This is a genomic window from Methanopyrus sp. KOL6 (assembly GCF_002201915.1).
Lineage (GTDB): Archaea > JAADCQ01 > Methanopyri > Methanopyrales > Methanopyraceae > Methanopyrus.
Map to the genome: position 1 here is coordinate 1,333,122 of NZ_CP019470.1, position 21,237 is coordinate 1,354,358.

Sequence of the window (21,237 nt, forward strand, 5' to 3'; positions counted from 1 at the left end):
GTGATTTCAAGTGCTCGACGGAGGGATGACGCTGTTAGTACTCATCGCCATGGCACTGTTCAAGGGGAGGAAGAAGCGGCCGCAAAAGGTCTCTGTGGTGATCCCGGCGTACAACGAAGAGAAGACGGTAGCCCGAGTCGTTCGGGCTGCGAAGGAATGCGATCTGGTCAACGAGGTAATAGTTGTAGATGACGGTAGTGAGGATAGGACCGCGGAAGAAGCCGAAGCCGCCGGTGCCATCGTGATCTCACACTCGGTAAACCGTGGCAAGGGAGAAGCCATGAAAACCGGGTTAAAACATGCCTCCGGGGAGATCGTGGCCTTCGTGGACGCCGACATCAAGAACATTCGACCCGAGATGATCGAGAAAATGATCCGGCCAGTACTCGAGGGGGAGGCGGACCTCGTCAAGACCAAGTTCAAGCGCAAGGCAGGCAGGGTCACACTCCTGACCGCTAAACCCTTGCTGAGGTTCTTCTTCCCAGAGATCGCGCACTTAGAGCAACCGCTCAGCGGGCAGATCTGCGCCCGTAGGAAGCTACTCGAGCGCGTCGACTTCGAGCCGGATTACGGTGTGGATATCGGCATAATCCTCGACGCCGTAGCTCTCGGTGCTAGGATTGAGGAGGTGGACATAGGTGAGATCAAGCACGAGATGCAACCCTTAGAACGACTCCATCGGATGGCCTTACAGGTCGTCCGGACGATCCTGGATCGGGCCCACAAGTACGGTCGTGTGGTCCTCAGGTGGAACGTCGGCAAAGCGCTCAACCGCGTGAACTTGGGCGTGTCCTTACTCGCCCTGGCCCTCGCCACCCTGTTCTACACGGAGCTCCCGTTAGCGAGCGTACTAGCGCTGGGGATTCTAGGGATGGGAATCGCGCTATTCTCCCTGGCCCAACTCGTCTACGAGCTCCTCCGCGTCGAGGGTAAGAAGCGGCGTGTCCTCCGCCCGTTCCTCCACATGCACGCTTCCGTTATTATGTCGTTGTCGGTCGTCGCCGTGCTCGTCGGTGCGATGTTCTCGTCGATACAGATCGCCCACGACCGTGTCGAGGTAAACCCACTACCCAGGAAGGTCGTCTGGGGAGAACGAGAGGTTAAAGCCGAAGGTCCGTACGTGGTGCAGTACGGTCGTGAACTGAAGATGGGGAGAAACGTCCTCAAGGTGCTGGACCTGAAGCCCGACGATGTCCTCGTTTACCAACGCGGGGAGTACAGAGTCGAGAGCGCGGATCGTGATAACCTCCTCATGATCCCGACGGAACTGGCCCGACAGCTCGGAATCAAGCCGGGGAACGCCACGGATTCAGAGATACGGTTGGCGTTCCGGAACATCACGGTCAAGCGTAAGGTGGAGGGCCCTGACGTCAACATTCGAGTGACCGCGGTTCTGTCCGCGACCCCAGACCACGCCGAGGCCTTGGCGGTGTACGTGGACGGTAGGAAGGAGGCGTGGATTCCGGTGGCGACCAGGGGTGGATCCGTCTACGTGTACGTCTCTGGATACGGGCTGATAAAGTTGGAAAATCGGAGTATCGTCTATGTGAGCAACAGGGAAATCCTCCTGAAGCTCGAGGACACCGACACCGAGACGCTCCTTCTAGCCCCGGCTGAGCCGACACCCTTCGCGGTCATCGAGCTCAAGGTTCCGTCTGTTAGGGCAGTGGTCGAATGAAGGAGCTTCTCGCCGTCGAGCCGAGCCAGGACGCCGACCTCCGCGTGTGTCTCACGTACCCGAATGAGTACCGTGGTATGGCTTCCAACCTCGGATTTCACATCGTACACAAGATACTTGCCGGGATTCCCGGGGTTTCCGTGGAGCGTTCGTACGTGCCGACGGACGCTTACGAATCCTTCGGCCCGAACCGCACCTTGGTGAGCCTGGAGACGGGTTCCCCACTGTCCGAGTTCGACGTCGTCGGTTTCTCGTTACAGTTCGAGCTCGATTACCCCCACATGCTCGAAGCCCTGATCATGGGTGGGATTCCCCTCAGGCGCGAGGATCGAGATGAAAACGACCCATTGGTGCTCGCCGGCGGTCCTTGTACGGTGAACCCTAGACCGCTGGAACCGTACGTCGACGTGTTCTACGTTGGGGAGGCGGAAGCAGGCCTGAAAGAGGGTATTGAAGCCATCCTGACAGCCCGCGATCGTCGCGACGCCCTGGAAGATGTGGCCGACCTCCCTGGTTTCTACGTTCCGGAGTACCCAGGCACCGTCGATCGAATGACGGTGAACGATCTCGGCGAAACAGATCCTCCGAAGATCACCTTCGCCCCGGAAGACACCGACCACGCCGGTCTCCGCGCGTACCCAGTGGAGTTGGGGAGGGGTTGTCCCTACCGATGCACGTTTTGCCTTGGAGGTTTCACCGCGGGACACATGCGCTACCGCCCAGTCGAGCAGATCCTAGAAGTACTCGAGGACGTCGAGAAGTCCCCCTACGACCGTGTGGCTATGATCTCCACTTCCCCGACGCTACATCCCGAGTTCGAGGAAATACTGGAAGAGTGCCTAGAGCGAAGATTCGAGATTTCACTACCGTCCACCAGAATCAACGATCTGGATCCCGAGCTACTACCCGAACTTAGGGAAGCGGGGGTCAGAACACTCACGTTGGCTCCGGAATCGGGTTCTGAGAACGTCCTCAAGTTCCTGAACAAGCCTCTAGATATGGATCACCTCCTCGAACTCGTGGAGAACTCTGGAAGACTCGGCATACGGGTGAAGCTATACTTCATCGTTGGGATTCCTGGGTTCTCCCCCGAAGAGGACACCGTGGCATCGGCTCGGCTGGCCCGCGAGTGCGCGAGACTCGCCGACGTCCGTGTTAGCGTCAACCCATTGATCCCCAAAGCCTACACACCGCTTCAATACTCTGAGATGCTGCCCGCACGGGAGATCAACCGCCGATATCGACTGTTCGAGCGGGAATTCGGAGGACGCGTATCGTTCGAGGATCCCGAGTTAGCTCGCGCACAGTGCCTGTTGTCCAGAGGGGACGTGGACGTCTCCCGGATCTTGGAGGAGGTACTGTGGAACGCCAGGAGTTCCGGGACGTGGGCACGAGCGATGAAAGCTCATCGTGTCTCGATATCGCCCGACCGACCACCCGGCGGTCCCGAAGACGTCCCCTACGACTTCGTCCGAGCGGGACCTGACCATGAGGAGTTATATCGGATCTTCACGTCACTTCAGTGCGCTCCCATGAAATGAGTCACGAGACCTACCAGCCCTCCGATGGCAGCTGTCTCGCACCCGCGCAGGATGAGGTCCCTACCCCTCTCCTCACAGAGTCGACCTAGGTAAACCCCCAGTAGGAACAGGAAGGCTCCGGAAACGCATGTGCAGGCGATCACGCTCCACTTCTGGTCCTTGAGTATCAGCACCGGGAGAATCGGCACCATGGAGGCTACGAAGCTGGATCCTCCATGGGAGACCACGCTAGTGTAGATCCGGATCCTGGCCAGGTCGTGCACGCGGGTGTGCTCCAGACCACCTCGTCTCATTATCATTTGACGTTCGAGTTCCCTGATCTCGCGCAGTTCCTCAATCTTTTCACCTAAATAAGACCCGAACCCATTGGAGAGGGCGAGTGCCACCGCCACGCTGAGCCCGGCGCTAGCCGCATCTTGTGCTGAACCACCACGGGCCACTACGCTGAGCACGGCACCCATACTCGCTAGTACACCGTCCATGGATCCTAACGCCATGTAGCGCCCCGTCGCCAGGGCCTCCTTGAGTACCCTCTTCAACAACTCCTTCCTGTTCAACGGTGACTAGCCCTTAATCGTCTTGTGGGGTTTTTACCTCCTCGACTATCCGAGAGCCGGCCACTACCTCATCTATGCTGTGGATTGCGCCTCCCATGTCCTCAATCAGGTCCTTTATCCGCTCGAAGTCCAAATCCGGTCCCTCCACCGTAACCTTCACGTTCTCGACGTCGCGATCCACCTCGACCAGAACTATGTTAACGCCATCGACCCCCTCCAGTTTTGCCAGCGAGCGCGCCAGCTCCGTGGTATCGGGCTCCATCGGTTTCATAACGTCCAGTACCAACCTCCGGATCTTCGCCATGGGAGACCCCCTTCGGAAGGGTGATGGAGTTTTGAGCACGTGGCACCCACGACCCGGACCCATCCCGGCAGCCATGTACACGCTTCGGGATCTTCTCGCAGATGCCGTGGTGCTCCACGGACCTAAAGGATGTTGCTTCCGGACCGCGCGACTGCTCGAGAAGGACGGCGTCCGGGTGTTCGTGACTGGGATGGAGGAGGACGACTTCGTGTTCGGAGCCCTGGAGAAGCTCGTCGAGCTCCTCGAGTACGTGGAGAAGCGTCTCGAACCGGAGCTGATCGGAGTCGTCGGAACGTGCGTCTCGTCCATCATCGGAGAGGACCTCGAGGCCGCCGTCGATGAGGCGAACACCGATGCGACCGTCGTCACCGTCGAGGTACACAACGGCATGGGGCCTAACACCGAAGGGGTCATTAGGACATTAGAGCGGGCCGCGGAGGCGGGGGTAATCCCCAAAGGGGAAGTGGAACGCCAGAAGAGACTGATGAGGGCGGCGGCCGAGCTCGAGCGTAAGCGTGGGATGGCCAGCCGGAAGTACCTCAAACCGTGGTCCGGACACGATCCGTCCGAGGTCGCCCGGGTGCTGCTATCCTACGAGGACGTACTCGCCATCCTCAACGCGAAGAAGGAGACCGCCTACATCTTCGCGGACCCTATCCTCGAACTCGGTAAACGTGGGGCTTGGGTCCTGGCCAACCTGTCCCCTGAAAGCGGTCTCCCTAAAGTACGGCGGGACGCGGAGGTTATCGGATCAATTTTTCGGGAGGAAGGGATCGAGTTCGAAGTCACCGGTTCCCTGGACGAATACGCGGTCACCGGCGAGCTTCTGGCCAAGAAGATCGAGGAGTTCGACCCCGATTCCGTGCTGATCACCGGGATACCCCACGCCGTCGCACCGGAGGAGCTCAACGTCGACGCCACGTTCGTCGCCGTCACCGACGGGCTTCGCGAAGCCTCCGCCCTACGAGAGCTGGGGTATGATTACGTAGTCGTCGAGGAGGAAGCCCACGCCCGGGTGCTGGGGCGGCGCGAGATTGTGCCGTCAGACCTCGGGGAGGCCATACGTCAGCTCAGCGCATAGTGTGACAGAGTCCCCAACACCAGGCATGAGCACTGTAGCACAGCGTAGTCGCGGAGAACACCGTGGCTCCCCACGGCCCTCAGCGCTATCAGGTTGGCCACAGAGGCTACCGGCGTCCCGTAGCCACCGACTGTCACACCGTGGAGTAGGTCCCTCCAGTCATACGTCATGGGTGTCACCAGCACGGTAGCCGGTACGTTGCTCACGACCTGAGACAGCAACACGGACCACACGAATGGATCGTCTATCCGCGGGTTCCAACTCAACGGCCCGATCACGCTCGGAACCAAGACCCCGACCGTCAGCATGCCGATCACGATCCAATCCACCTGCCGGACGGCATGCGGGCGGAGAACGGCGTAGCATCCGAAGACCGCGGGAAACCATAGGTACACCGGGACGTGGGCCAGTAGACAACCGGCCGCCGCGATCATCACCGTCACGTCCAGGACGTCCGGAGCCGGCCCGGAGCCCGACTCGATCCGCTCACCGTGGGCCCACGCGTACAGAAGAATGGCAGGACCACACGGTGAGGTCGGCTGGCACCCGGAGCCAGCAGCGACAGGACGATGATGAGCGCGGCATCGTTCGTGATCAACATGGACAACATCCCAGTAACTAGCATCACCCGCACGGTACCCGCTCTTTCCCCGAGTACCGCCCTCCTGACCCGATGGATCGCCCCCGTCCTGATCCACTCCGCGGTGACTGCCGACTGGACCGCTACGAACCCGACAGCGTTCAGATCCACCAACACCGACATGTCCTCGCCCCCGAAAATTTTAAGTAACGAGGGTTCGGGCGAGGCCGTGGATGAAGAGACGCCCCGGCGGTGTAGCCCGGTCAAGGGCCCGTGGGTGACCGCGGGCCCGCCGATATCATGCGGGACTTTCGAGGCCCACCCGGGCCGGAGACATCCCGCGACCCGGGTTCAAATCCCGGCCGGGGCACCAAACCCTAAATCGTTACGAGAAAACTAACGATTGGGGAGCGTTCCTTGGAAAGATCTCTTCACATCAAAACCGTCCTCGGAGCCGTCGCTGGGGCGATATCGCTTTACATCACCTTGTTCCACCTAGCGGACGTGAACAGAGTCCTCAGAACCCTCCAACGGGCCGACGTTGCTTGGATCCTGGCGGCGGGTGCATGCGAGGTACTGTGGTTCGCGGCGTGCGTGGGGGGATGGAAGAAAACCTTCGAGCCGTTGAGAAGCAGCCCGCCTAGAAGACAACTCTTTCTTATGTACTGCGTCAAACTGATGGTCAACAACCTGGTCTCCCTCGCCAGGGTACTCGGCGACGCCGTTCGGGTGTACTACGGAGTTCGGCTCGGATGGTCGGCCGCCACCGTCATCCCAACTATCGTGGCCGACATCGTGCTAGGCAACGCGGGCTACTTAGCGGTGATCCTGCTAGGGTGCGTCGTAATATGGTGTTGCACCGAGGTTTCCCCGTACCTGATCGCGGCGAACGGTGTCGGAGCCGCGGCCGTGGTGGGGCTCTGGGCGCTGTTCGCGTCCGAACGCACGTGCCGCGAAGCCTACGAGAGCGTACGCGACCTCGTCGAAGCGCTCGTACGCCGCGTAGGGTACTCCGTGGGAACGGTCGATGAGCTCGTGGATTCCACGGTGCGGCTGTTTCGGTCCAAGGAAGCGCGATCGGCCCTAGTTCAGTACACCGTGGGATGGGCCGCCAGGGTGCTCCGGTTGTACTGCGTCACCTGGGCGGTCTGGCCAACGGCGTCCCCGTTGATACCGTTGGTCATGTCCATCGCGATCCGAGGGTCTGCCGTCGTTTCGGTCTCTCCGGGAGGGCTCGGTATCGTGGAGGGATTGACTACCGGAGTCCTTACCGTGTTGGGGGCGGACCCGAACCGGGTGATGGCGGCTCTGCTCCTGGACCGGCTCTACTCGTTCGTGATACCCGTAACTTTGGGGGCTGTCAGCGTGCCCGTACTGGAAAGGTATGTCTGTCGGGGGTAAGATGGGTGGAACTCTACCACGAGGTGATCATGTTCAAGGATATCGCGGCGTTGGCTGACGTGCACGTGGGTGTGGAGATCGAGCTTCGTAAGCGTGGAATACGGGCCGTGAACCGTACAAAAGACCGCGTCGAGAAGCTTCGAAAGTACCTAGAGGTGTTGGACCCCTCGATCCTAGTGATAGTGGGTGACCTCAAGCACAACGTACCGTCCGCCAGTCGTATCGAGTTCCGGGGCGTCCCGAAAATCGTGGACGCCGCGCTCGAGATCGTGGACGAGGTAATCGTGGTCAAGGGGAACCACGACGGCCTGGTGGAAGAGCTCCTCCGAGATCAGCGTGGGGTTCGAGTGGTGGGCACCAGGGGGATACTTATCGACGGGTTCTACTTCCTCCACGGGCACGCGGAACCTGATCACGAGCTGCTCCCACGGTCCAACGTCCTGGTGTTCGGTCACGAACACCCGGTATCGGATGCTGTTCCCGGCGTATCTGTGAAAGTACTCGTCGAGCTGGAGCTCGACCTCGATGGACTCACTCGGGGTGAGGTCTCTGGACGGGTCCCGGGGTTCGTACTACCGGCGTTCGACGACCTGGTTGGTGGTACCGAGGTGACATCGAATGACCGGTTACTCCTCGCCCACCGGCGCGGTGCTGTGATCGACGAGTCGTACCTCCCCATTCTGGAAGCCGAACCGTTCTGAGGGCTCACCCCAGGAAGTTCTCCTCATCGGCGTAGCCCTCGGGAGAGGGCGCGGACGATCACGGCCCGGTCGGCCCGGCTGCGGTCCTTTTTTAACGGTGTTCACGGTCCGCGACGGGGGTCGCGAAGATTGGCGAGGGTCCGGGTCGGAGTCCTGGGCGCCACTGGCATTGTAGGCCAGCGGTTCATCAGCTTGCTGGCCGACCATCCGTGGTTCGAGCTCGAGGCCGTGACGGCGTCGCCACGTTCCGCCGGGAAGACTTACGCAGAAGCCGCTAAGTGGTACTTGGAAGAGCCGATGCCGGAGGACGTGGCGGAGCTCACCGTATTGGAGACCGACCCGGAGGAGGTGGAGCGCGAAGCGGACGTAGACCTGGTGTTCTCCGCGTTACCGTCGGACGTGGCGCGCAACGTCGAGCCGGCGTTCGCGGAGGTGGGCTTCGCCGTCGCCAGTAACGCCAGCGCGTACCGCATGGAAGAGGACGTCCCCCTGGTGGTACCCGAGGTCAACCCTGATCACTTGGGACTCATCGACGTGCAGCAGGATGAGCGTGGTTGGAACGGCTTCATCGTGACGAACCCTAACTGTTCGACTATTCAGATGGTCCTGACCCTCAAGCCACTGATGGACGAGTACGGGATTGAGAGCGTGGTAGTCTCAACGATGCAGGCGGTCTCCGGCGCCGGTTACGCGGGCGTACCGTCCATGGCCATCATCGACAACGTGATTCCGTATATCGAGGGCGAGGAGGAGAAAATGGAAACCGAGACCCTTAAGATTCTGGGCGAGCTGGACGGAGACCGCGTCGAATTCGCGGATATCAAGGTCTCCGCGTCGTGTCACCGAGTGCCCGTGTTGGACGGTCACACCGAGGCTATCTTCGTAGCGACCGAAGAAGAGTCTGACCCGGAAGAGGCGGCGGAGATTCTGGCAGGGTTCCTGGGAGTCCCGCAGAAGAAGGATCTACCTAGCGCACCGGAGCGTCCCGTCGTGGTCATGGAGGAAGAAGACAGACCGCAGCCGAGATTCGACCGTGACGTCTACGGCGGTATGGCCGTGGTCGTCGGTAGGATCCGTAAGGACCCGGTATTCGGCGGCCTGAAGTACGTGTGCGTTGGCCACAACGCGGTGAGGGGCGCTGCTGGCGCTTCCGTGCTGAACGCCGAGCTCCTCGTCGAAGAAGGTTATCTGTAACCGACCAGACGCTCCGCTTTCTTCACGGCTTCCTTGGGTGATCCCGCCCCCTCGATCTCACCTCGCCTCGCTAGCTCCTCGGCCCACCCTCCCGATAACGTCAGGCCCACAACCGGCTTCCCCATCTTCTTGGCCAGGGAGATCTCGGAGAGCGTCCCCCATCCGCCCGCGACGGCGATTACGGCGTCTCCCGCCCTGACCACCAGAGCGTTCCGTGCCTCTCCCAGACCCGTCGGGATGACCACGTCGACGTATGGGTTGGCCTCGTCCTTCATCTCACCCGGCAAGATACCTACGGTGACACCACCCTCCTCCCGCGCTCCTCTGCATACCGCCTCCATCACGCCCCCTCTTCCACCGCAGACCAGGACGTGGTTTCGTCGAGCGATCTCGCGGCCAAGTTCCTCAGCGAGATTCAGGACATCCTCCGAGGCCCTTCCGCTCCCGATCACCGAGATCTGCAACGAGGTCTTCCCCCCGCGAAGGAGTTTTTGCTATGATGACGACTTCAGCTGGCGTAACAATCCACATCGTAGGTATCCTCCGGACAACCGGGTGTTCATCATCAGTCGTGGAGTCCCGGGATCGGTCCCGGGACCCAAAGTCATCCGTACGATCCTCTATCATCCGTTTCATCATCTCCCTGGCTCGGTCGGGGCGCAGCCACCACATCTGGACGTCGTACCAAGCCGATATCGTCATCGCCGGGGGGTGTTCCGAGCTGCTTGACGAGATCCTGGAGCGCGTGAGGGAAAGGGTAGAGGAGATCCGTGACCGCACGTTCACGCCGAGGGCGGGAGGAAGATCGCTACGGAAGGCCCTTTCTGGCCCCGGTGTGGCAGTGATCGCTGAGGTGAAACCAGCTTCCCCCTCCCAGGGCAGGCTACGCGACGTGGACACGGAGGATGTCGTCGAGAGGGCCCGTGCGTACGAGCGAGGTGGTGCGGCGGGTATCTCCGTGTTAACCGAGCCCGAGTTCTTCGACGGTCGGCCTAAGTACGTCGAGGTCGTCCGGGAAGTCGTGGATGTTCCGGTGCTTCGCAAGGACTTCATAATCGACCCGGTGCAGGTAGAGGAGAGCGCGCACTACGGGGCCGATGCCGTACTGATCATCGCCGCGGCCGTAGGTGGAGAGGCCCCCGAACTGATCGACCTTTCACACGAGCACGGTATGGAGGTCCTACTGGAGATCGACCGTCGGGAGCACTTCGAACTGCTAAGCGAGTGCGATCCCGACGTCGTAGGGGTGAACAACCGGGACCTCCGCACGCTCGAGGTGGATCTTAGTCGGACCTTCGAGCTGAGTCCCGAGATTAAGGACCTCACGAACGCCCCCCTCGTCGCCGAATCCGGCGTTTCCGGACCTGAGGATGTCGTCCGGCTGGGCGAAGTAGTCGACGCAGTGTTGGTCGGTACGTACCTGATGCGGGCGTCCGACCCGAGTGAAGCGGTAAGAGAGCTCGTGGAAGCGGGGCGGTCGACGGAGTGATCGATCCGCACAAGCTGGCATGGTCGGTGGTTTTCGGTATCTCCAGAGGCCTCTACGTGTTCGCGGGGTCGTTCATCGCGGCGGCCCTGTACCGGTACGTTGCGGAGGAGCGGATAACGATGACAACGGCCATGTTCGTAGGACTCATCACCGCGGGATTCGCGTCGGGTCCGCAGAAGTTGGCCGCGCTGGCCATCAGCCAGCCTAACGTTGAGGTGCTCTCCTGGACGGTCGCGGCCCTGTTCGCGATACCCGCCAGGACCTACGGAGACGCACTGGGTAAGCGACTACTGGAGGCGCGGTTGTCCTCGATGAAACCCACGACCAAAGTGTACCGGCTTCCCGAGGATCCAGACAATATCGAAGACGTCCCTGGGGAACCTCCAGCGCCTCGAGAGGTGAAGAAGCGGATCGCGGGACGTGAGTACGAGTTTCCGCGGGGAACCTCCCGGGAGGACGTGGAGCGGGTGATCAAGCGGGACTTAGAGGAAGAGGGGGGCGTGGGACGAGCGGTGGTGCGTGTCGACGGTGACGAGGTCAAGGTGAGGCTCGCCGGCGCGAAGCCACCAGTCTCGCACACCCTCCCCCCGGATAAGGTCGCCGTCTCGGTAAAACCCAAGGGTGGGTCGGCTCACATCGGTGAGGGGGACAAAGTGATAGTGTACGCCGACGGTCAAATGATCTGCGAGGCGGAGGTCTGGAAGCGGTCCAAGAGTGGCGTCGTCTTGGTCGTGGATCGGGATCACGCGGACGAGCTCATGCGCCTAGTTACCAAGGGTAAGGACGTGTCCCTTGTGGTGGAACCGACTGAGGAATGACTGTGCCCCGCGGTTAGCCAGACCGGTCATCCGTCGCCTTCCGGTCGTCACCCGTCCCGGTCCCAGCCTCGGCCGCGGGGCTCATCGGCGGCCCCTACTCCCCCTCATCGGGTGTGCCACCCTCAGGTTTTCGGGGCCGTCCTCTGGCAGAGGCAATGGGCGTTCGAGAGTTAACCCTTTCGATCAGAAGGGTTCCAGATCGGGGTAGTAATCCCTGAACCTCCGGAGGGCCTCCTCGGTCGCCTCAGGGAAACGTCGACGTAGCTCCTTCACGAACTCTCCGCGTGTCCTTCCAGGGATCAGTCCCAATATCTCGGAGACGACACTCAACGCCCGATCCGATGGCTCCCTGGGTACCTCTAGGGTGAGCGTGAGCACGTCCCCGAGGACGCGCTTGTGTTTGCGTGGGACGGAACCTAGGAGTATCCCGGCGCCGAAGTCGACTAAGCCGGGAACCCCACTACTCCGTCGCTCCGCAGTCAGCTTCCCGTAAGACTCTGGTCGGTAGCAGTGGAACTCCACGTAAGCGTCGAACGGTCGAAGGTTCTCGACGACCCGTCGCCAACGCGCACCGACTTCGGAACGGTGGAACGACGGATCCACCGTACTCACGTAAGGTCCGTTCTTGAACACCCTAGAGGTCCGGAATCCATCGGGTAATACCCTGCGAACCACAGGCTCGAGGGCACGACCTTCATCCCCGTGGACCCCGTACACGGCTACGGGTCTGCGAATGGGGTGATCGTTTGCGCTCATGGTTTCCCCACGCCCCGACGGTATCCGTTCCGGAGGTAGGACCGGAGGAGGTTCTGTCGTACCGTGATGAAATCAGGACCAGGGTCAGGTCCTACGCGTTCGGGCTCGACGACTGGATGGCGAAGGTGAAGACGCGCCGTGCTTACCTGCGCAAGATCAGGGACGAGGATGAGTCGGAGGTTTTACGCGTGTACGGAGCTCTCCTAACCGTAGCGGCCGCCGGACCGCGCCCAGTCCGTCACCTGATAGCCGAAGGTGAGTCAGCGATGGCCGAGACAGCGCTCTACGACCTCCGTCGCGAGGACGGGTCCGCCATGTCCTACCCTGAGGAACGTGTCCTCAGTGATCTGTACCTGTGGGACGTACGGGTTCTCGAGCGTGACCTTGGCCTCTACGCGGTCCATTTCTCGTTTCCACTCATTCATCGATCCCCCGAGGGGCAGAAGTTGAAGGTGTTGGTGTGGGAACGCGCCCCGTTGGAGAAGGTTCTGAAGGAGGTTAGGTCGAACAGGGTCCTCGGGGTGAGAGTCCTCGATCCCGCAGGGTGGAACGACGTCTGGATATGCACGCGATGCGGGGCCACGAGGCGGGGAGGAACGGGGGACTTGGAGCAGGATCACGCCCGCAGGTGCTCCAACTGCCGTGGGCGAATGCGGAGACCTGACCCCAACTTGCTCGAGATGCTCAAGGAACCGGAAGGATACCTGATCATGCATTTCAAGACACTGGCACGGACATTCCGCGAGGATGTCCGCCGGTTAGTGATCTCCGACATCGAATCCTTGGGTGACGTAGAGGCCGAGGAGCTGCGGGAGTTCTGCCTCAAACTGTTCCCGAAGGTTCGGAAGCGCTTGGAGCGCGTTGAGAAGGGGGAGGGCGGCCGGTTTCCGCCGTGTATCCGGGAGCTCTTACGGAGGGCTCAAGAAGGGGAGAACTTGCCCCATGAGGCCCGCTTCGCACTGGCTGCCTTCCTAGTCAACGCGGGGTGGGACGTGGACCGCGTGGTGGAAGTGTTCTCGAACCTTCCGGACTTCGACGAAGAGCGTACCAGATATCAGGTTCGCCACATCGCGGGTGAAGTGGGTGGGGGCACACGGTATTTACCTCCGAATTGCGAGAAAATGAAGGCGTGGGGACTATGTCCCTGTGGGGATTGCGGTGTGAAGAACCCGCTCACGTATTATCGCCGACCTAAGGCCGACGATGGGTGAACTGTTATACGAACCGGGGGCACTCCAAGCTCGTCCGCCAACGTTTCGAGATTCTCTTCAACCTCCTTCACGCGGCTGCCATCCTTGCCGATCGCCCTGTGATGGTCGTCCACGTACACCGTGGCAGCTAAGTAACCAGTTCCCTTACCCCTGGGTCCTCTCACTATAACCTCGGCCACACCGCAATCATCGAATTCTTCCCGTAAGAACCGTCTAGTATACTCCTTCATCCACTTGAGCCTCGTGTCCCTCCTGGGTTTACTCCGGAGTTTTTTGAACCACTCACACTCCTCACACTCCAACTGATCGAGCGATGGACGAACGGGACCTCCGCACCGTGGACACCTCAGGGACACTTCAGCCCCCCTCCTTTAACCGCTTCCACAGTTTCCTAATCTTCTCTACTTCATCCTCTTCAGGCTCCGTCTTTCTGAGCTTACGCTCGACTTTTGGCGGCTCCTTCTGGGCCTTTTCGGCCTTCTGTGCTTTATCACCCATCGACTGCTGGGAGAGCCGTCGCTCGAATTTCACCAATCCGTATCCCATTATGACTGCTATGGTCGCCAGCCCGACCGCCGTCACCAGCGCGTAGTACCTCAGTTCACGCAGCGATCTAGTAAGTCCCTGCAGACCCGCCTTGTGGGTGTGTTTCCTTTCGGGTTTCTTTTTTCCTTCTTCTTGATTTCTTCGACTTTCTTTCCGGACTCGGCTTCCTGTACCTTACCGGTCGTGGATATGGATCGAGGCTGTGAGACGCCAGCGTAACCGCCGCCCTCGCCGGTTATCGTCGTCGGTCCATTGGGCGTCGTAGACGGCTGGACTGTAGTGGTAGCCTGTCCAGTTCCCGTCGTGGTGCTCCCCTCCTGAGCTGTGACCGGGGCTATCAAGAGGGACGATATCACCAACGCGACGATAACGGGGTGGATCACCCATCGCCCCCCTTCCACGCTTTCAAGATGTCCTCACCGGTCAGGAACGGAGCGCCACGCTCTCTCGCGACGTGCTCGGCTTTTTCACGCGGGAGGGCTCCTCCACCAGATTCCAACATCTCACATATGACCGCGACCTTAGGTTTTAACTCGACTAGTTCGAGTAATGCCGCGGTGAGCTCGGTATGTCCTCGACGCTCCTCTAAAAGCCCGTCGAAAGGGCGCAGCAGGTGCACATGTCCCGGAGACCTGAACTCCTCACCGAACTCACGTACTGGGTCTTCATGGTCGCGGGTGAAGAACTCCGCCAGCTTCCGTATAGTCAGAGCACGATCCTCGTCGGTAACCCCTGTAAATGTGTCTCGGTGGTTAACGGTAATCGAGAACGTGGAACGCTCATCGTACGGTATATCGTCGGGCCACGTGACACGCAGTAGTGGATGATCCGACCGCTCGTAAACGTCCACCAGGAAGGGTAAGCGTATTTTCCGGGCGTGTTCCGGGTGTATTACAACGCAGATCAATCCACCCGCGACCTCCCGGAGTTCCGCGACGTGATCCGGCGTAACCTCAGGAGCCCAAAACACCATATCGGTTTCTCCTTCACGGTCCTCTGAATCGAAAATGAACACGGGCTTTCCACGTCTCAACGCCCGCCGGACGGATTGCAAGTCAATTTCCTCACCAACTCCCAAATCGACGGTCCCCACACCTCGATCTTTACCGTATCACCGTGGGTCACGTTGATCTCACGTCGTAGTTCAGTCTCGGATATCAACTCCACTTGATCCCGATGCTCCGTTAGGTCCGGAAAGACCAGCCATGCGGGCCTTCCGTCCACTAAACAGGGGTAAAGCCAAGCTCCTCCGTACTCACCGTGCGGTTCTATTCTATACCCGTACGAAGAAGCGAGCTCACGGAGCGACTCGCGCTCCTCACGCTCCACCCGGACGTTGAATGTTCCCGGGAACGGTCGTGTCCCGATCACCCTCTCGATTTCTCTCCGGTAGTACGGGATGCTGACGTAGCGACGGCCTTCACCCAACCCCTTCACGTACTCACCTACGACCACAGTCGGTCCCGTAGACACCTCGCCTCACCCTCTCTACGACCTCGTCTACGTCCGCCGACACTCCGTATTTTCGCTCAAAGAACGATACGAGATTCTTCACGTCTCGCTGGAGTGTCTCAAACGCCCCCGGCTCCTTCACTTTCACGGCCTCGGATAAGTCGATGATGTACGGCGTACCGTCGTCACCGACTAGGATGTTGAACGCGCTTAGATCACCGTGGACCAACTCGGCGTCCACTGCCAACCGTACAACCTGGTTCAACAGATCTTCCAGTACCGACCTCGGATCATCCAGGTCCGGCGCCCGGTGTAGGGGTTCACCCGGGATGTACTTCATCACGATAAGACCAGGACGCGCGTCGTAAGGCTCCGGTACCTTTACACCGGCTTCGTACGCGCGCCGCAATCGGGAGAACTCCCTCAGAGCGGCGTCCCCACGTCTGATCCTCCGCACCTCGCCGCCCTCCACCCGGTAGATTCTCTCCTCGTACCGCTCCTCGTACCCGGTGTACGCACGGTACACCTTCAGGGCGACCTTCTCCCCGTCACGCTCCGCCAGCAGGACGTCCGCCTCCTTCCCCGTCATGATCGTTCCGAGGATACGATCCACTCCGGCGTACTCCGCCAGCGGATCGGGTTCCAGGATTCCACGTTCCTCGGGTTCTAACACCTCAGAAAGCGTGTCCTCGATGACCCTCAGGGTTTCCTCGGAGATTCTCCTCTTCTCCCTCTGTATCCGCAACGCCTCCAAGAATCGATTCGCGTCCTCTGGACTCACCTCCGCCCCCTCCAATGCCTCTAAGAACGGCTCGGGATCGTCTTTCTGCACCGTTTCTAACAGTGCGCGTCCCAACTGCTCCAACTCCGTGGACCCCCTGTGGACGCCGGAGCCACGGAGGGGGACCTCACTCCGTCAGATCGAGTCCTTCGAGCTCCCCGACGGTCTTTAGCACGTGCCTACGGGCCTCCTTGGGGGACTTCGGTTCTCGGATCACCTCACCCTCCTCCATGAACTTCCGCAGCAGCGGCTCACGTTCCGACCCGCACTCGGAACATGGGTTTGGTTCCTCATTCCTGGGGAGCACGACGTCGTCAAGGCAGTTCGGACACCTCCAGACTTGCTTGGCTCCGGAGAGCTTCCCCCTCTTCGACCTCGGTTCTCCTTCGACCTCCACCAAGTCCATCGCAAAGTCCACCGCCGGAGCGTCCGAGATAGCCGTACCCACGCCGAACGCGTCGGCCCCGGCCTCCGCGAGCCGCCGGATCTCTTCCTCGTCCAGCCCGCCGGACACTACGATCTTAACGTGCTCGTGCCCGCGGAGGTTCAGCTCCCACCTGACCTCTCGTACTATTTCCGCCATGTCACCACGGCGAGAGGATGGTGTGTCGAGCCTCACCCCGTAGAGCCTATCCCCCAGCTCTTCGACCGCCATCAGCGCCTCCTCTACCTCGTCGTACAGTGTGTCCACTAGGGCTATCCTGGGAACGTCCTCAGGTACGTGTTCGTCGAACGCACGCCACGCCTTTCGCTGATCCCCGAACACTAAGATGAAGGCGTGCGGCATAGTGCCCACGGGTCGCTCTCCGATCAACTCCGCCCCCTTAATCCCAGAAACACCATCGCATCCACCCACGAACGCTGCTCTGTCCACCATCGGGGCTATCGCAGGATGCTGCCGACGAATCCCGAAGCTGTACACGGGTTTGCCACCTGCCGCGACCTTGCACCTAGCTGCTTTCGTGGCGATCCCGGTGGCTTTCGCCAAACATCCGATCAGTGCAGTTTCAAGCTCACAGAATTCAACGTAAGGCCCTTCGATCCTCATCACCGGCTGCTCGGGTCGGAACAACTCCCCTTCGTCCATCGCGTACACCGTCACGTCCCGACCCTCAAGTAGCGCCAGCGCTTCCTCGACGCCACACAGGACACCCCACTCCCAACCCTCAGGCAGTGATCGTGTAGAAATCTCGGCGACGACCTCGGTATCATCTAGACCCTCTTCTTCCAGCACCTCCCTGATCCTCCTGAAGTACACGTCCGCGGTCTCGCCACGCCGTATCTCATCCTCTGCAGCTACGTGGAGACGCACCTTCTCAACCCCTTCGCGGACCGTTTCATAAGGATCGAAAATTTTATCCCTACACTGCAGCTGAAGGCCAGTTCCCGGACGTGCCTATGGTACAATATTGACGTGTATGGGGGCGCCCACTGTGTCCAGAAGAGCTCTGATGCCATGCACCGGTATGTCACCTAACGGATTTGTTTCCCGAGTAGCGGTCGCAGAGCTATCCGAGGAGGAAGGAGTTCCGTCGATCTGTCCGCCAGCTACCGCCGCAGGTAAGAAGAAGTTCCTAGACCTTCTAAAACGCGTCGAAGTTTTAGTGATCGCTGGCTGTGACCATAACTGTCCCGGGAAAATATTGAAGGAGAAAGTAGGGAAGAGTCCGTCCGAAACTGTGTCCGTTTCCGAAGTATCGGAAAAAATTGGGATGAACGCCGACAGTATGTACGAGCTCACGGAGTCGAACAGGAAACTGGTAGAAGAGGTCAAGAAAAAAGTTAAAGAACTCCTTTGAAGACCTGCCAGAGTAACCAGAACCTCACGACTTTACTCGCTGCCTACGGACGGTATAGTAAGTATGGTACAAACTAACTCCGACTTTAATTTCGACAATATCGACTTCTCTTTCAATTAAGGGCACTTCCCATGTGCGTTGATAATTTGAAGAAATAATTTGAAAATCCAAGTTAAGGTGATGATCATTTCTTTCACTACTTAGTAATGCGAGTGGCGTCTCCCCAACGTGTGATTATCTTCTCATTCATCCAGTAAATCAACCCTTTCCTCTCGTCTTCGCTCAGTTCTTCGAATCTCTTGACCTCAATGTCTTCGAGGTCTTCGAGATCCTCCAACGGCACCTCTGACCCAGAATCCAAATCGTAGACGCACACTTCTGGGTTCAAGTCTTCACCTTCAAAGGTTTCAACGAAATTCTCATAGATATCCATCGCTTGATCCGGGTGGTTTTGAACCACACGGACGATAGTTCCTGCACCTAGAAGGACAGTGAACGGGTACCCGTCCTTCTCAGATCTTACGGCGCGACCAGCCACGACCGTCAAGTCGTACAGGACGCTTTCCAGCGCCTCTAGTCTAAGGGCGTCGAGAGGGTTATCGTCGAAGACACCTTTCGGTTCCAGCCGGATTTTGTACAGCATTATGGGGACGATAATCGACCTTTGTGCTGCGTAGTTGGAGAGATACGTCCGACATATTATCACGGATTCTATTCCCTGGACGTCGGCTCCGACTAGTCCTTTGAGGATTTCTGCTACTCCTATTCCTCCCCCTGACCCGGCGAACTGCTGCAGATCCTCGATCTTCTGAATCCAATCTGCATCCCGTAACGCCTCGTGAAGCTTTTTAACGAACGACCTCGACCTGTCCAAGACGAGTACCCTATGGTTTCTAGTGTCCAGGCCACGTAGCAGCTTTCCGAGCCTCCACGCATCATTCGACTTTATGTACAGTGGGAGCATATAGAACGTTGCTTTCATCGTCCCATTCCCCTCCGGTTCAAATCACTTAGAGTGGGTCGGTTCTCAGCCACGAGGTATATCGCTGGAAGCTTGAAGTACTCAGGACCCATGAGTAGTTTTAATAGCTGTTCTAAGTTCTTCACGATAGGTGCGAACGTCAAAGTCGGCTTACCTGACTTGCGTGGACTTTTCACTAACACCCACTCTCTAATCCCAGCTTCATCAGATCTTTCTATCAGTTCGTTCAGAAGTGATAAATTCTTTTTAGCATTTAAGTAGTCGGCACGACATTCTTTCTCTACCAGCTCTCGTAGTTCCATTATCCAATCTTCGAGCTCGTACGTCAACCGTTCGTATAATTCTCGGAATTTTGTCTTCTCCTCCAATGCTTTCTTCACTTTTCGGATATCGCGGTCCCAATCAACGACACTCCACATGTGAGATTGATCTAAGGCTAGGTCGTCCAATTCCCTTTCCAGTGTGCGCGATCCGACGTATACGTACCCTGGGACCTCGACCACGAGCGTCCCGGGTAGCACGTGTGCGTCGTCCAATATCACCAGAGATCCTTCTAGCGCTTTTTTCCAGTCTTTTTCAGAAATGAAAGGTTCCTTATCCAACGCTTGGCGTGCACGACGGTGCGACGCGTACAGGAACGGAACCGACACCAGCTTCCTGAAAGAAATACAGATTATCCTTTTCGGGTCGCGTAGCTGGTCGATAATGGGGCAGTCCCTGCATGAATCCCATGGAGCGAACCCGTTGATGAACGGGTTCCCTTTGTACATGGCTTCACGGACTTTCTCCCGCAACTTCTCGTCGTTTTTAAGCGCCCCCAATAGTGGACCTTCCGTTCTGTAGAACCACGGATAACACTTAGGCTCATCCTGGGCGGAACCCGCGTGCATCATGACACTGATGAGCTCCTCCTGCTCCAGTTCATCACCCAGGAGCTCCGGCAGCTTGACCTTGCATTCGTCGTAGTCCTCCACCCTGCGCCAAAGGTCGACACTGAGGTCCCATTCCCTGAACTTCTTGTACTCCCGCTCAGCCAGGTCCGGTGACGGAACGGAATAGAACACCCTTCCCCTGTACTCCCTTGCCACCCTTCGCAGCAACCAGGTTTTACCCGACCCGGGTCGCGTTGTAAGCACGGCAACGTTATCATGTTCCAACTGGTCTCGGACGTCTTCCAACATCTCGTACTGCGGGCCTCTCAGATCGTACTCCTCCTCCACAGCGTCTAGAGCGTCGAACAGGACATCCTTACCACCCTCGCGGCTCAACGCGCCGCCCCCTCCACGACCCCAAGCACCGCCGGTTCGTCGCCCACGGTCACCAGGAACCGGTCGCCGGGTTCCACAACTACCTCACGGTCCAGCTCCAAGAAGACGTGTGCCACGTTGTGACCCTCGGCGTAGGGTCGTATCACTTCCGTTCCTGCGTGCGTCTCGACTTCCACGAACTCGACGTTCGCGGCCGCTGAGAGCACGTGTACCTTCCCCATCGTCCCGGGCCGAACCTTGGCGCCTATCGAGAGGACTTCCGCCCTTATCCCGTCGGAGGTCGATAATCCTTCCCCGAGGCACATCCCACGTGTGATCGATCCCTCCACCTTCAGCCTAGCCCTGAACGGTGCTCCCGGTCTGAATCCGCCCGCCGACTCCACCTCCAACACTTCCGCGTTCAGCCCACCCGGCTGAACTTCGACCCACCCTTCCTCCAGCATACCTCGATCCACTACTCCGAACACATCAACGGTCGTCTTACCCACCCTCCGCGTGGATTCCACCGGAGCCCGCAGTGAGTCCGACTCGGACGGTCGAGGTGGTTCTTCCAGCTCGGCCAGCGCGTCGAGCAGCTCTTCCGCCCCTTCCCCGGTCTTTGCGGACACCAGGACCGGTTCTCTGACAGTTTCCACCCCGAGCAGCTCCAGAAGATCCATCACCTCGTCCGCGACCTCGGATACCCGGTTACGGTCCACCAGGTCCACCTTGTTCACGACCGGTAGTACCCTCGCCCCGTAGAATGAGACCACGAGCGCGTGATCGATCGTCCCTGGACACGGTCCCTCGTCGGCCGCGACCACTAGAATCGCGTAGTCCGCGCTCCATGCGGACGCCAGCATGTTACGGATGTAGTCGCGGTGACCTGGCACGTCCACGAACGAGATCGTGGTGTCACGGAACTCCAGGAACGCGCGTGCGGGTTCTATTGTGACACCCATTTCCCGCTCGTGGGGCAGCCTATCCAGCCATTCACCGGTCAACGCTTTCACGAGCGTAGTCTTCCCGTGGTTGAAATGTCCACAGACGACTACATTGACTACATTCACATCGCCACCCTCCAGCCGCTCCGCGCTCGCTTCCGTGCGGTTTAGCTCC

The 21,237-nt window shown here is 59.3% G+C and carries 26 protein-coding genes and 1 tRNA gene; 11 read left to right on the forward strand and 16 right to left on the reverse strand.

Going from position 1 to position 21,237, the window contains the following annotated elements:
• The first annotated feature begins 10 nt into the window (after positions 1-10).
• The gene (locus tag BW919_RS07235) at positions 11-1,678 is read left to right on the forward strand and encodes a glycosyltransferase (RefSeq protein WP_088336343.1); all 1,668 of its coding nucleotides are present in this window, start codon (positions 11-13) and stop codon (positions 1,676-1,678) included.
• A complete protein-coding gene (locus BW919_RS07240) occupies positions 1,675-3,219 on the forward strand; it encodes a radical SAM protein (RefSeq protein WP_088336344.1) in 1,545 nt (514 codons plus the stop codon). The genes BW919_RS07235 and BW919_RS07240 overlap by 4 nt, the downstream gene beginning before the upstream one ends.
• Here the strand turns inward: BW919_RS07240 and BW919_RS07245 are convergent.
• Together BW919_RS07245 and BW919_RS07250 are read right to left on the reverse strand one after the other, a co-directional pair.
• Complete coding sequence (locus tag BW919_RS07245; RefSeq protein ID WP_088336345.1) at positions 3,198-3,776, reverse strand: VIT1/CCC1 transporter family protein; 579 nt, start codon at positions 3,774-3,776, stop codon at positions 3,198-3,200. The two genes, BW919_RS07240 and BW919_RS07245, sit on opposite strands and share 22 nt — an antisense overlap.
• Before the next feature lie 13 nt (positions 3,777-3,789).
• Entirely contained in the window at positions 3,790-4,080 is a 291-nt protein-coding gene (locus BW919_RS07250) for a DUF211 domain-containing protein (protein ID WP_011019752.1), read from the reverse strand.
• Between the two features lie 31 nt (positions 4,081-4,111).
• Between BW919_RS07250 and cfbD the strand changes: the two genes are divergently transcribed.
• Entirely contained in the window at positions 4,112-5,161 is a 1,050-nt protein-coding gene (cfbD, locus tag BW919_RS07255; RefSeq protein ID WP_198324604.1) for a Ni-sirohydrochlorin a,c-diamide reductive cyclase catalytic subunit, read from the forward strand.
• Here cfbD and BW919_RS07260 read toward each other — a convergent pair.
• Both BW919_RS07260 and BW919_RS07265 read right to left on the reverse strand, forming a co-directional pair.
• Positions 5,146-5,604, reverse strand: coding sequence for a hypothetical protein (locus tag BW919_RS07260; protein ID WP_157666165.1), 459 nt, complete (start codon positions 5,602-5,604; stop codon positions 5,146-5,148). The two genes, cfbD and BW919_RS07260, sit on opposite strands and share 16 nt — an antisense overlap.
• Entirely contained in the window at positions 5,601-5,924 is a 324-nt protein-coding gene (locus BW919_RS07265) for a hypothetical protein (protein ID WP_088336348.1), read from the reverse strand. The genes BW919_RS07260 and BW919_RS07265 overlap by 4 nt, the downstream gene beginning before the upstream one ends.
• A gap of 60 nt (positions 5,925-5,984) precedes the next feature.
• Between BW919_RS07265 and BW919_RS07980 the strand changes: the two genes are divergently transcribed.
• The 4 genes from BW919_RS07980 to asd all read left to right on the forward strand — a co-directional run bounded on the left by BW919_RS07980 (position 5,985) and on the right by asd (position 9,037).
• A tRNA-Glu gene (locus BW919_RS07980) sits at positions 5,985-6,114 on the forward strand.
• Positions 6,115-6,158: 44 nt separating this feature from the next.
• Positions 6,159-7,142: a YbhN family protein gene (locus BW919_RS07270; protein WP_157666166.1), complete on the forward strand. Its 984-nt coding sequence runs from the start codon at positions 6,159-6,161 to the stop codon at positions 7,140-7,142.
• A gap of 5 nt (positions 7,143-7,147) precedes the next feature.
• Positions 7,148-7,843: a metallophosphoesterase gene (locus BW919_RS07275; RefSeq protein WP_088336350.1), complete on the forward strand. Its 696-nt coding sequence runs from the start codon at positions 7,148-7,150 to the stop codon at positions 7,841-7,843.
• 129 nt (positions 7,844-7,972) lie between these two features.
• A complete protein-coding gene (gene asd, locus BW919_RS07280) occupies positions 7,973-9,037 on the forward strand; it encodes an aspartate-semialdehyde dehydrogenase (protein ID WP_088336351.1) in 1,065 nt (354 codons plus the stop codon).
• Here asd and BW919_RS07285 read toward each other — a convergent pair.
• Positions 9,028-9,501, reverse strand: coding sequence for a TIGR00725 family protein (locus BW919_RS07285; RefSeq protein WP_088336352.1), 474 nt, complete (start codon positions 9,499-9,501; stop codon positions 9,028-9,030). The two genes, asd and BW919_RS07285, sit on opposite strands and share 10 nt — an antisense overlap.
• Before the next feature lie 35 nt (positions 9,502-9,536).
• On the opposite strand from BW919_RS07285, the gene BW919_RS07290 reads away from it, so the two are divergent.
• Entirely contained in the window at positions 9,537-10,526 is a 990-nt protein-coding gene (locus BW919_RS07290; RefSeq protein WP_394334950.1) for an indole-3-glycerol-phosphate synthase, read from the forward strand.
• Positions 10,523-11,344, forward strand: a complete 822-nt coding sequence (locus tag BW919_RS07295) for a hypothetical protein (RefSeq protein ID WP_088336354.1) — start codon at positions 10,523-10,525, stop codon at positions 11,342-11,344. The genes BW919_RS07290 and BW919_RS07295 overlap by 4 nt, the downstream gene beginning before the upstream one ends.
• Positions 11,345-11,527: 183 nt before the next feature.
• Here BW919_RS07295 and BW919_RS07300 read toward each other — a convergent pair whose 3' ends face one another.
• A complete protein-coding gene (locus tag BW919_RS07300) occupies positions 11,528-12,100 on the reverse strand; it encodes a DUF2119 domain-containing protein (protein ID WP_148688074.1) in 573 nt (190 codons plus the stop codon).
• Between BW919_RS07300 and priL the strand changes: the two genes are divergently transcribed.
• The gene (gene priL, locus BW919_RS07305; RefSeq protein WP_157666168.1) at positions 12,091-13,311 is read left to right on the forward strand and encodes a DNA primase regulatory subunit PriL; all 1,221 of its coding nucleotides are present in this window, start codon (positions 12,091-12,093) and stop codon (positions 13,309-13,311) included. The two genes, BW919_RS07300 and priL, sit on opposite strands and share 10 nt — an antisense overlap.
• Here the strand turns inward: priL and BW919_RS07310 are convergent.
• The 7 genes from BW919_RS07310 to BW919_RS07340 are packed head-to-tail and all read right to left on the reverse strand — an operon-like array spanning position 13,281 to position 17,402.
• Positions 13,281-13,667 (reverse strand): hypothetical protein, encoded by a 387-nt coding sequence (locus tag BW919_RS07310; RefSeq protein WP_088336357.1) that lies wholly within the window; start codon positions 13,665-13,667, stop codon positions 13,281-13,283. The genes priL and BW919_RS07310 overlap by 31 nt on opposite strands.
• Before the next feature lies 1 nt (position 13,668).
• Entirely contained in the window at positions 13,669-13,893 is a 225-nt protein-coding gene (locus BW919_RS07315; protein ID WP_088336358.1) for a hypothetical protein, read from the reverse strand.
• A 14-nt stretch (positions 13,894-13,907) separates the two neighbouring features.
• Complete coding sequence (locus BW919_RS07320) at positions 13,908-14,240, reverse strand: hypothetical protein (RefSeq protein ID WP_088336359.1); 333 nt, start codon at positions 14,238-14,240, stop codon at positions 13,908-13,910.
• Positions 14,237-14,911, reverse strand: a complete 675-nt coding sequence (gene ribB / locus BW919_RS07325; protein WP_088336360.1) for a 3,4-dihydroxy-2-butanone-4-phosphate synthase — start codon at positions 14,909-14,911, stop codon at positions 14,237-14,239. Before ribB ends, BW919_RS07320 begins: the two co-directional genes overlap by 4 nt.
• Positions 14,887-15,330, reverse strand: coding sequence for a DUF120 domain-containing protein (locus BW919_RS07330; RefSeq protein WP_088336361.1), 444 nt, complete (start codon positions 15,328-15,330; stop codon positions 14,887-14,889). The genes ribB and BW919_RS07330 overlap by 25 nt, the downstream gene beginning before the upstream one ends.
• Positions 15,299-16,174 (reverse strand): RIO1 family regulatory kinase/ATPase, encoded by an 876-nt coding sequence (locus BW919_RS07335; RefSeq protein ID WP_088336362.1) that lies wholly within the window; start codon positions 16,172-16,174, stop codon positions 15,299-15,301. The genes BW919_RS07330 and BW919_RS07335 overlap by 32 nt, the downstream gene beginning before the upstream one ends.
• A gap of 43 nt (positions 16,175-16,217) precedes the next feature.
• Positions 16,218-17,402, reverse strand: coding sequence for a nicotinate phosphoribosyltransferase (locus tag BW919_RS07340; protein WP_088336363.1), 1,185 nt, complete (start codon positions 17,400-17,402; stop codon positions 16,218-16,220).
• A gap of 121 nt (positions 17,403-17,523) precedes the next feature.
• Here BW919_RS07340 and BW919_RS07345 point away from each other — a divergent pair, with 121 nt between their 5' ends.
• Positions 17,524-17,889, forward strand: coding sequence for a putative zinc-binding protein (locus tag BW919_RS07345; RefSeq protein WP_157666169.1), 366 nt, complete (start codon positions 17,524-17,526; stop codon positions 17,887-17,889).
• Positions 17,890-18,085: 196 nt separating this feature from the next.
• On the opposite strand, the gene BW919_RS07350 is transcribed toward BW919_RS07345, so the two are convergent.
• The 3 genes from BW919_RS07350 to BW919_RS07360 are packed head-to-tail and all read right to left on the reverse strand — an operon-like array spanning position 18,086 to position 21,188.
• On the reverse strand, positions 18,086-18,871 hold the full coding sequence (locus tag BW919_RS07350; RefSeq protein WP_088336365.1) for a hypothetical protein: 786 nt from the start codon (positions 18,869-18,871) through the stop codon (positions 18,086-18,088).
• Complete coding sequence (locus BW919_RS07355) at positions 18,868-20,139, reverse strand: hypothetical protein (protein WP_088336366.1); 1,272 nt, start codon at positions 20,137-20,139, stop codon at positions 18,868-18,870. Before BW919_RS07355 ends, BW919_RS07350 begins: the two co-directional genes overlap by 4 nt.
• Complete coding sequence (locus tag BW919_RS07360; protein ID WP_157666170.1) at positions 20,136-21,188, reverse strand: GTP-binding protein; 1,053 nt, start codon at positions 21,186-21,188, stop codon at positions 20,136-20,138. The genes BW919_RS07355 and BW919_RS07360 overlap by 4 nt, the downstream gene beginning before the upstream one ends.
• Between the last annotated feature and the right edge of the window lie 49 nt (positions 21,189-21,237).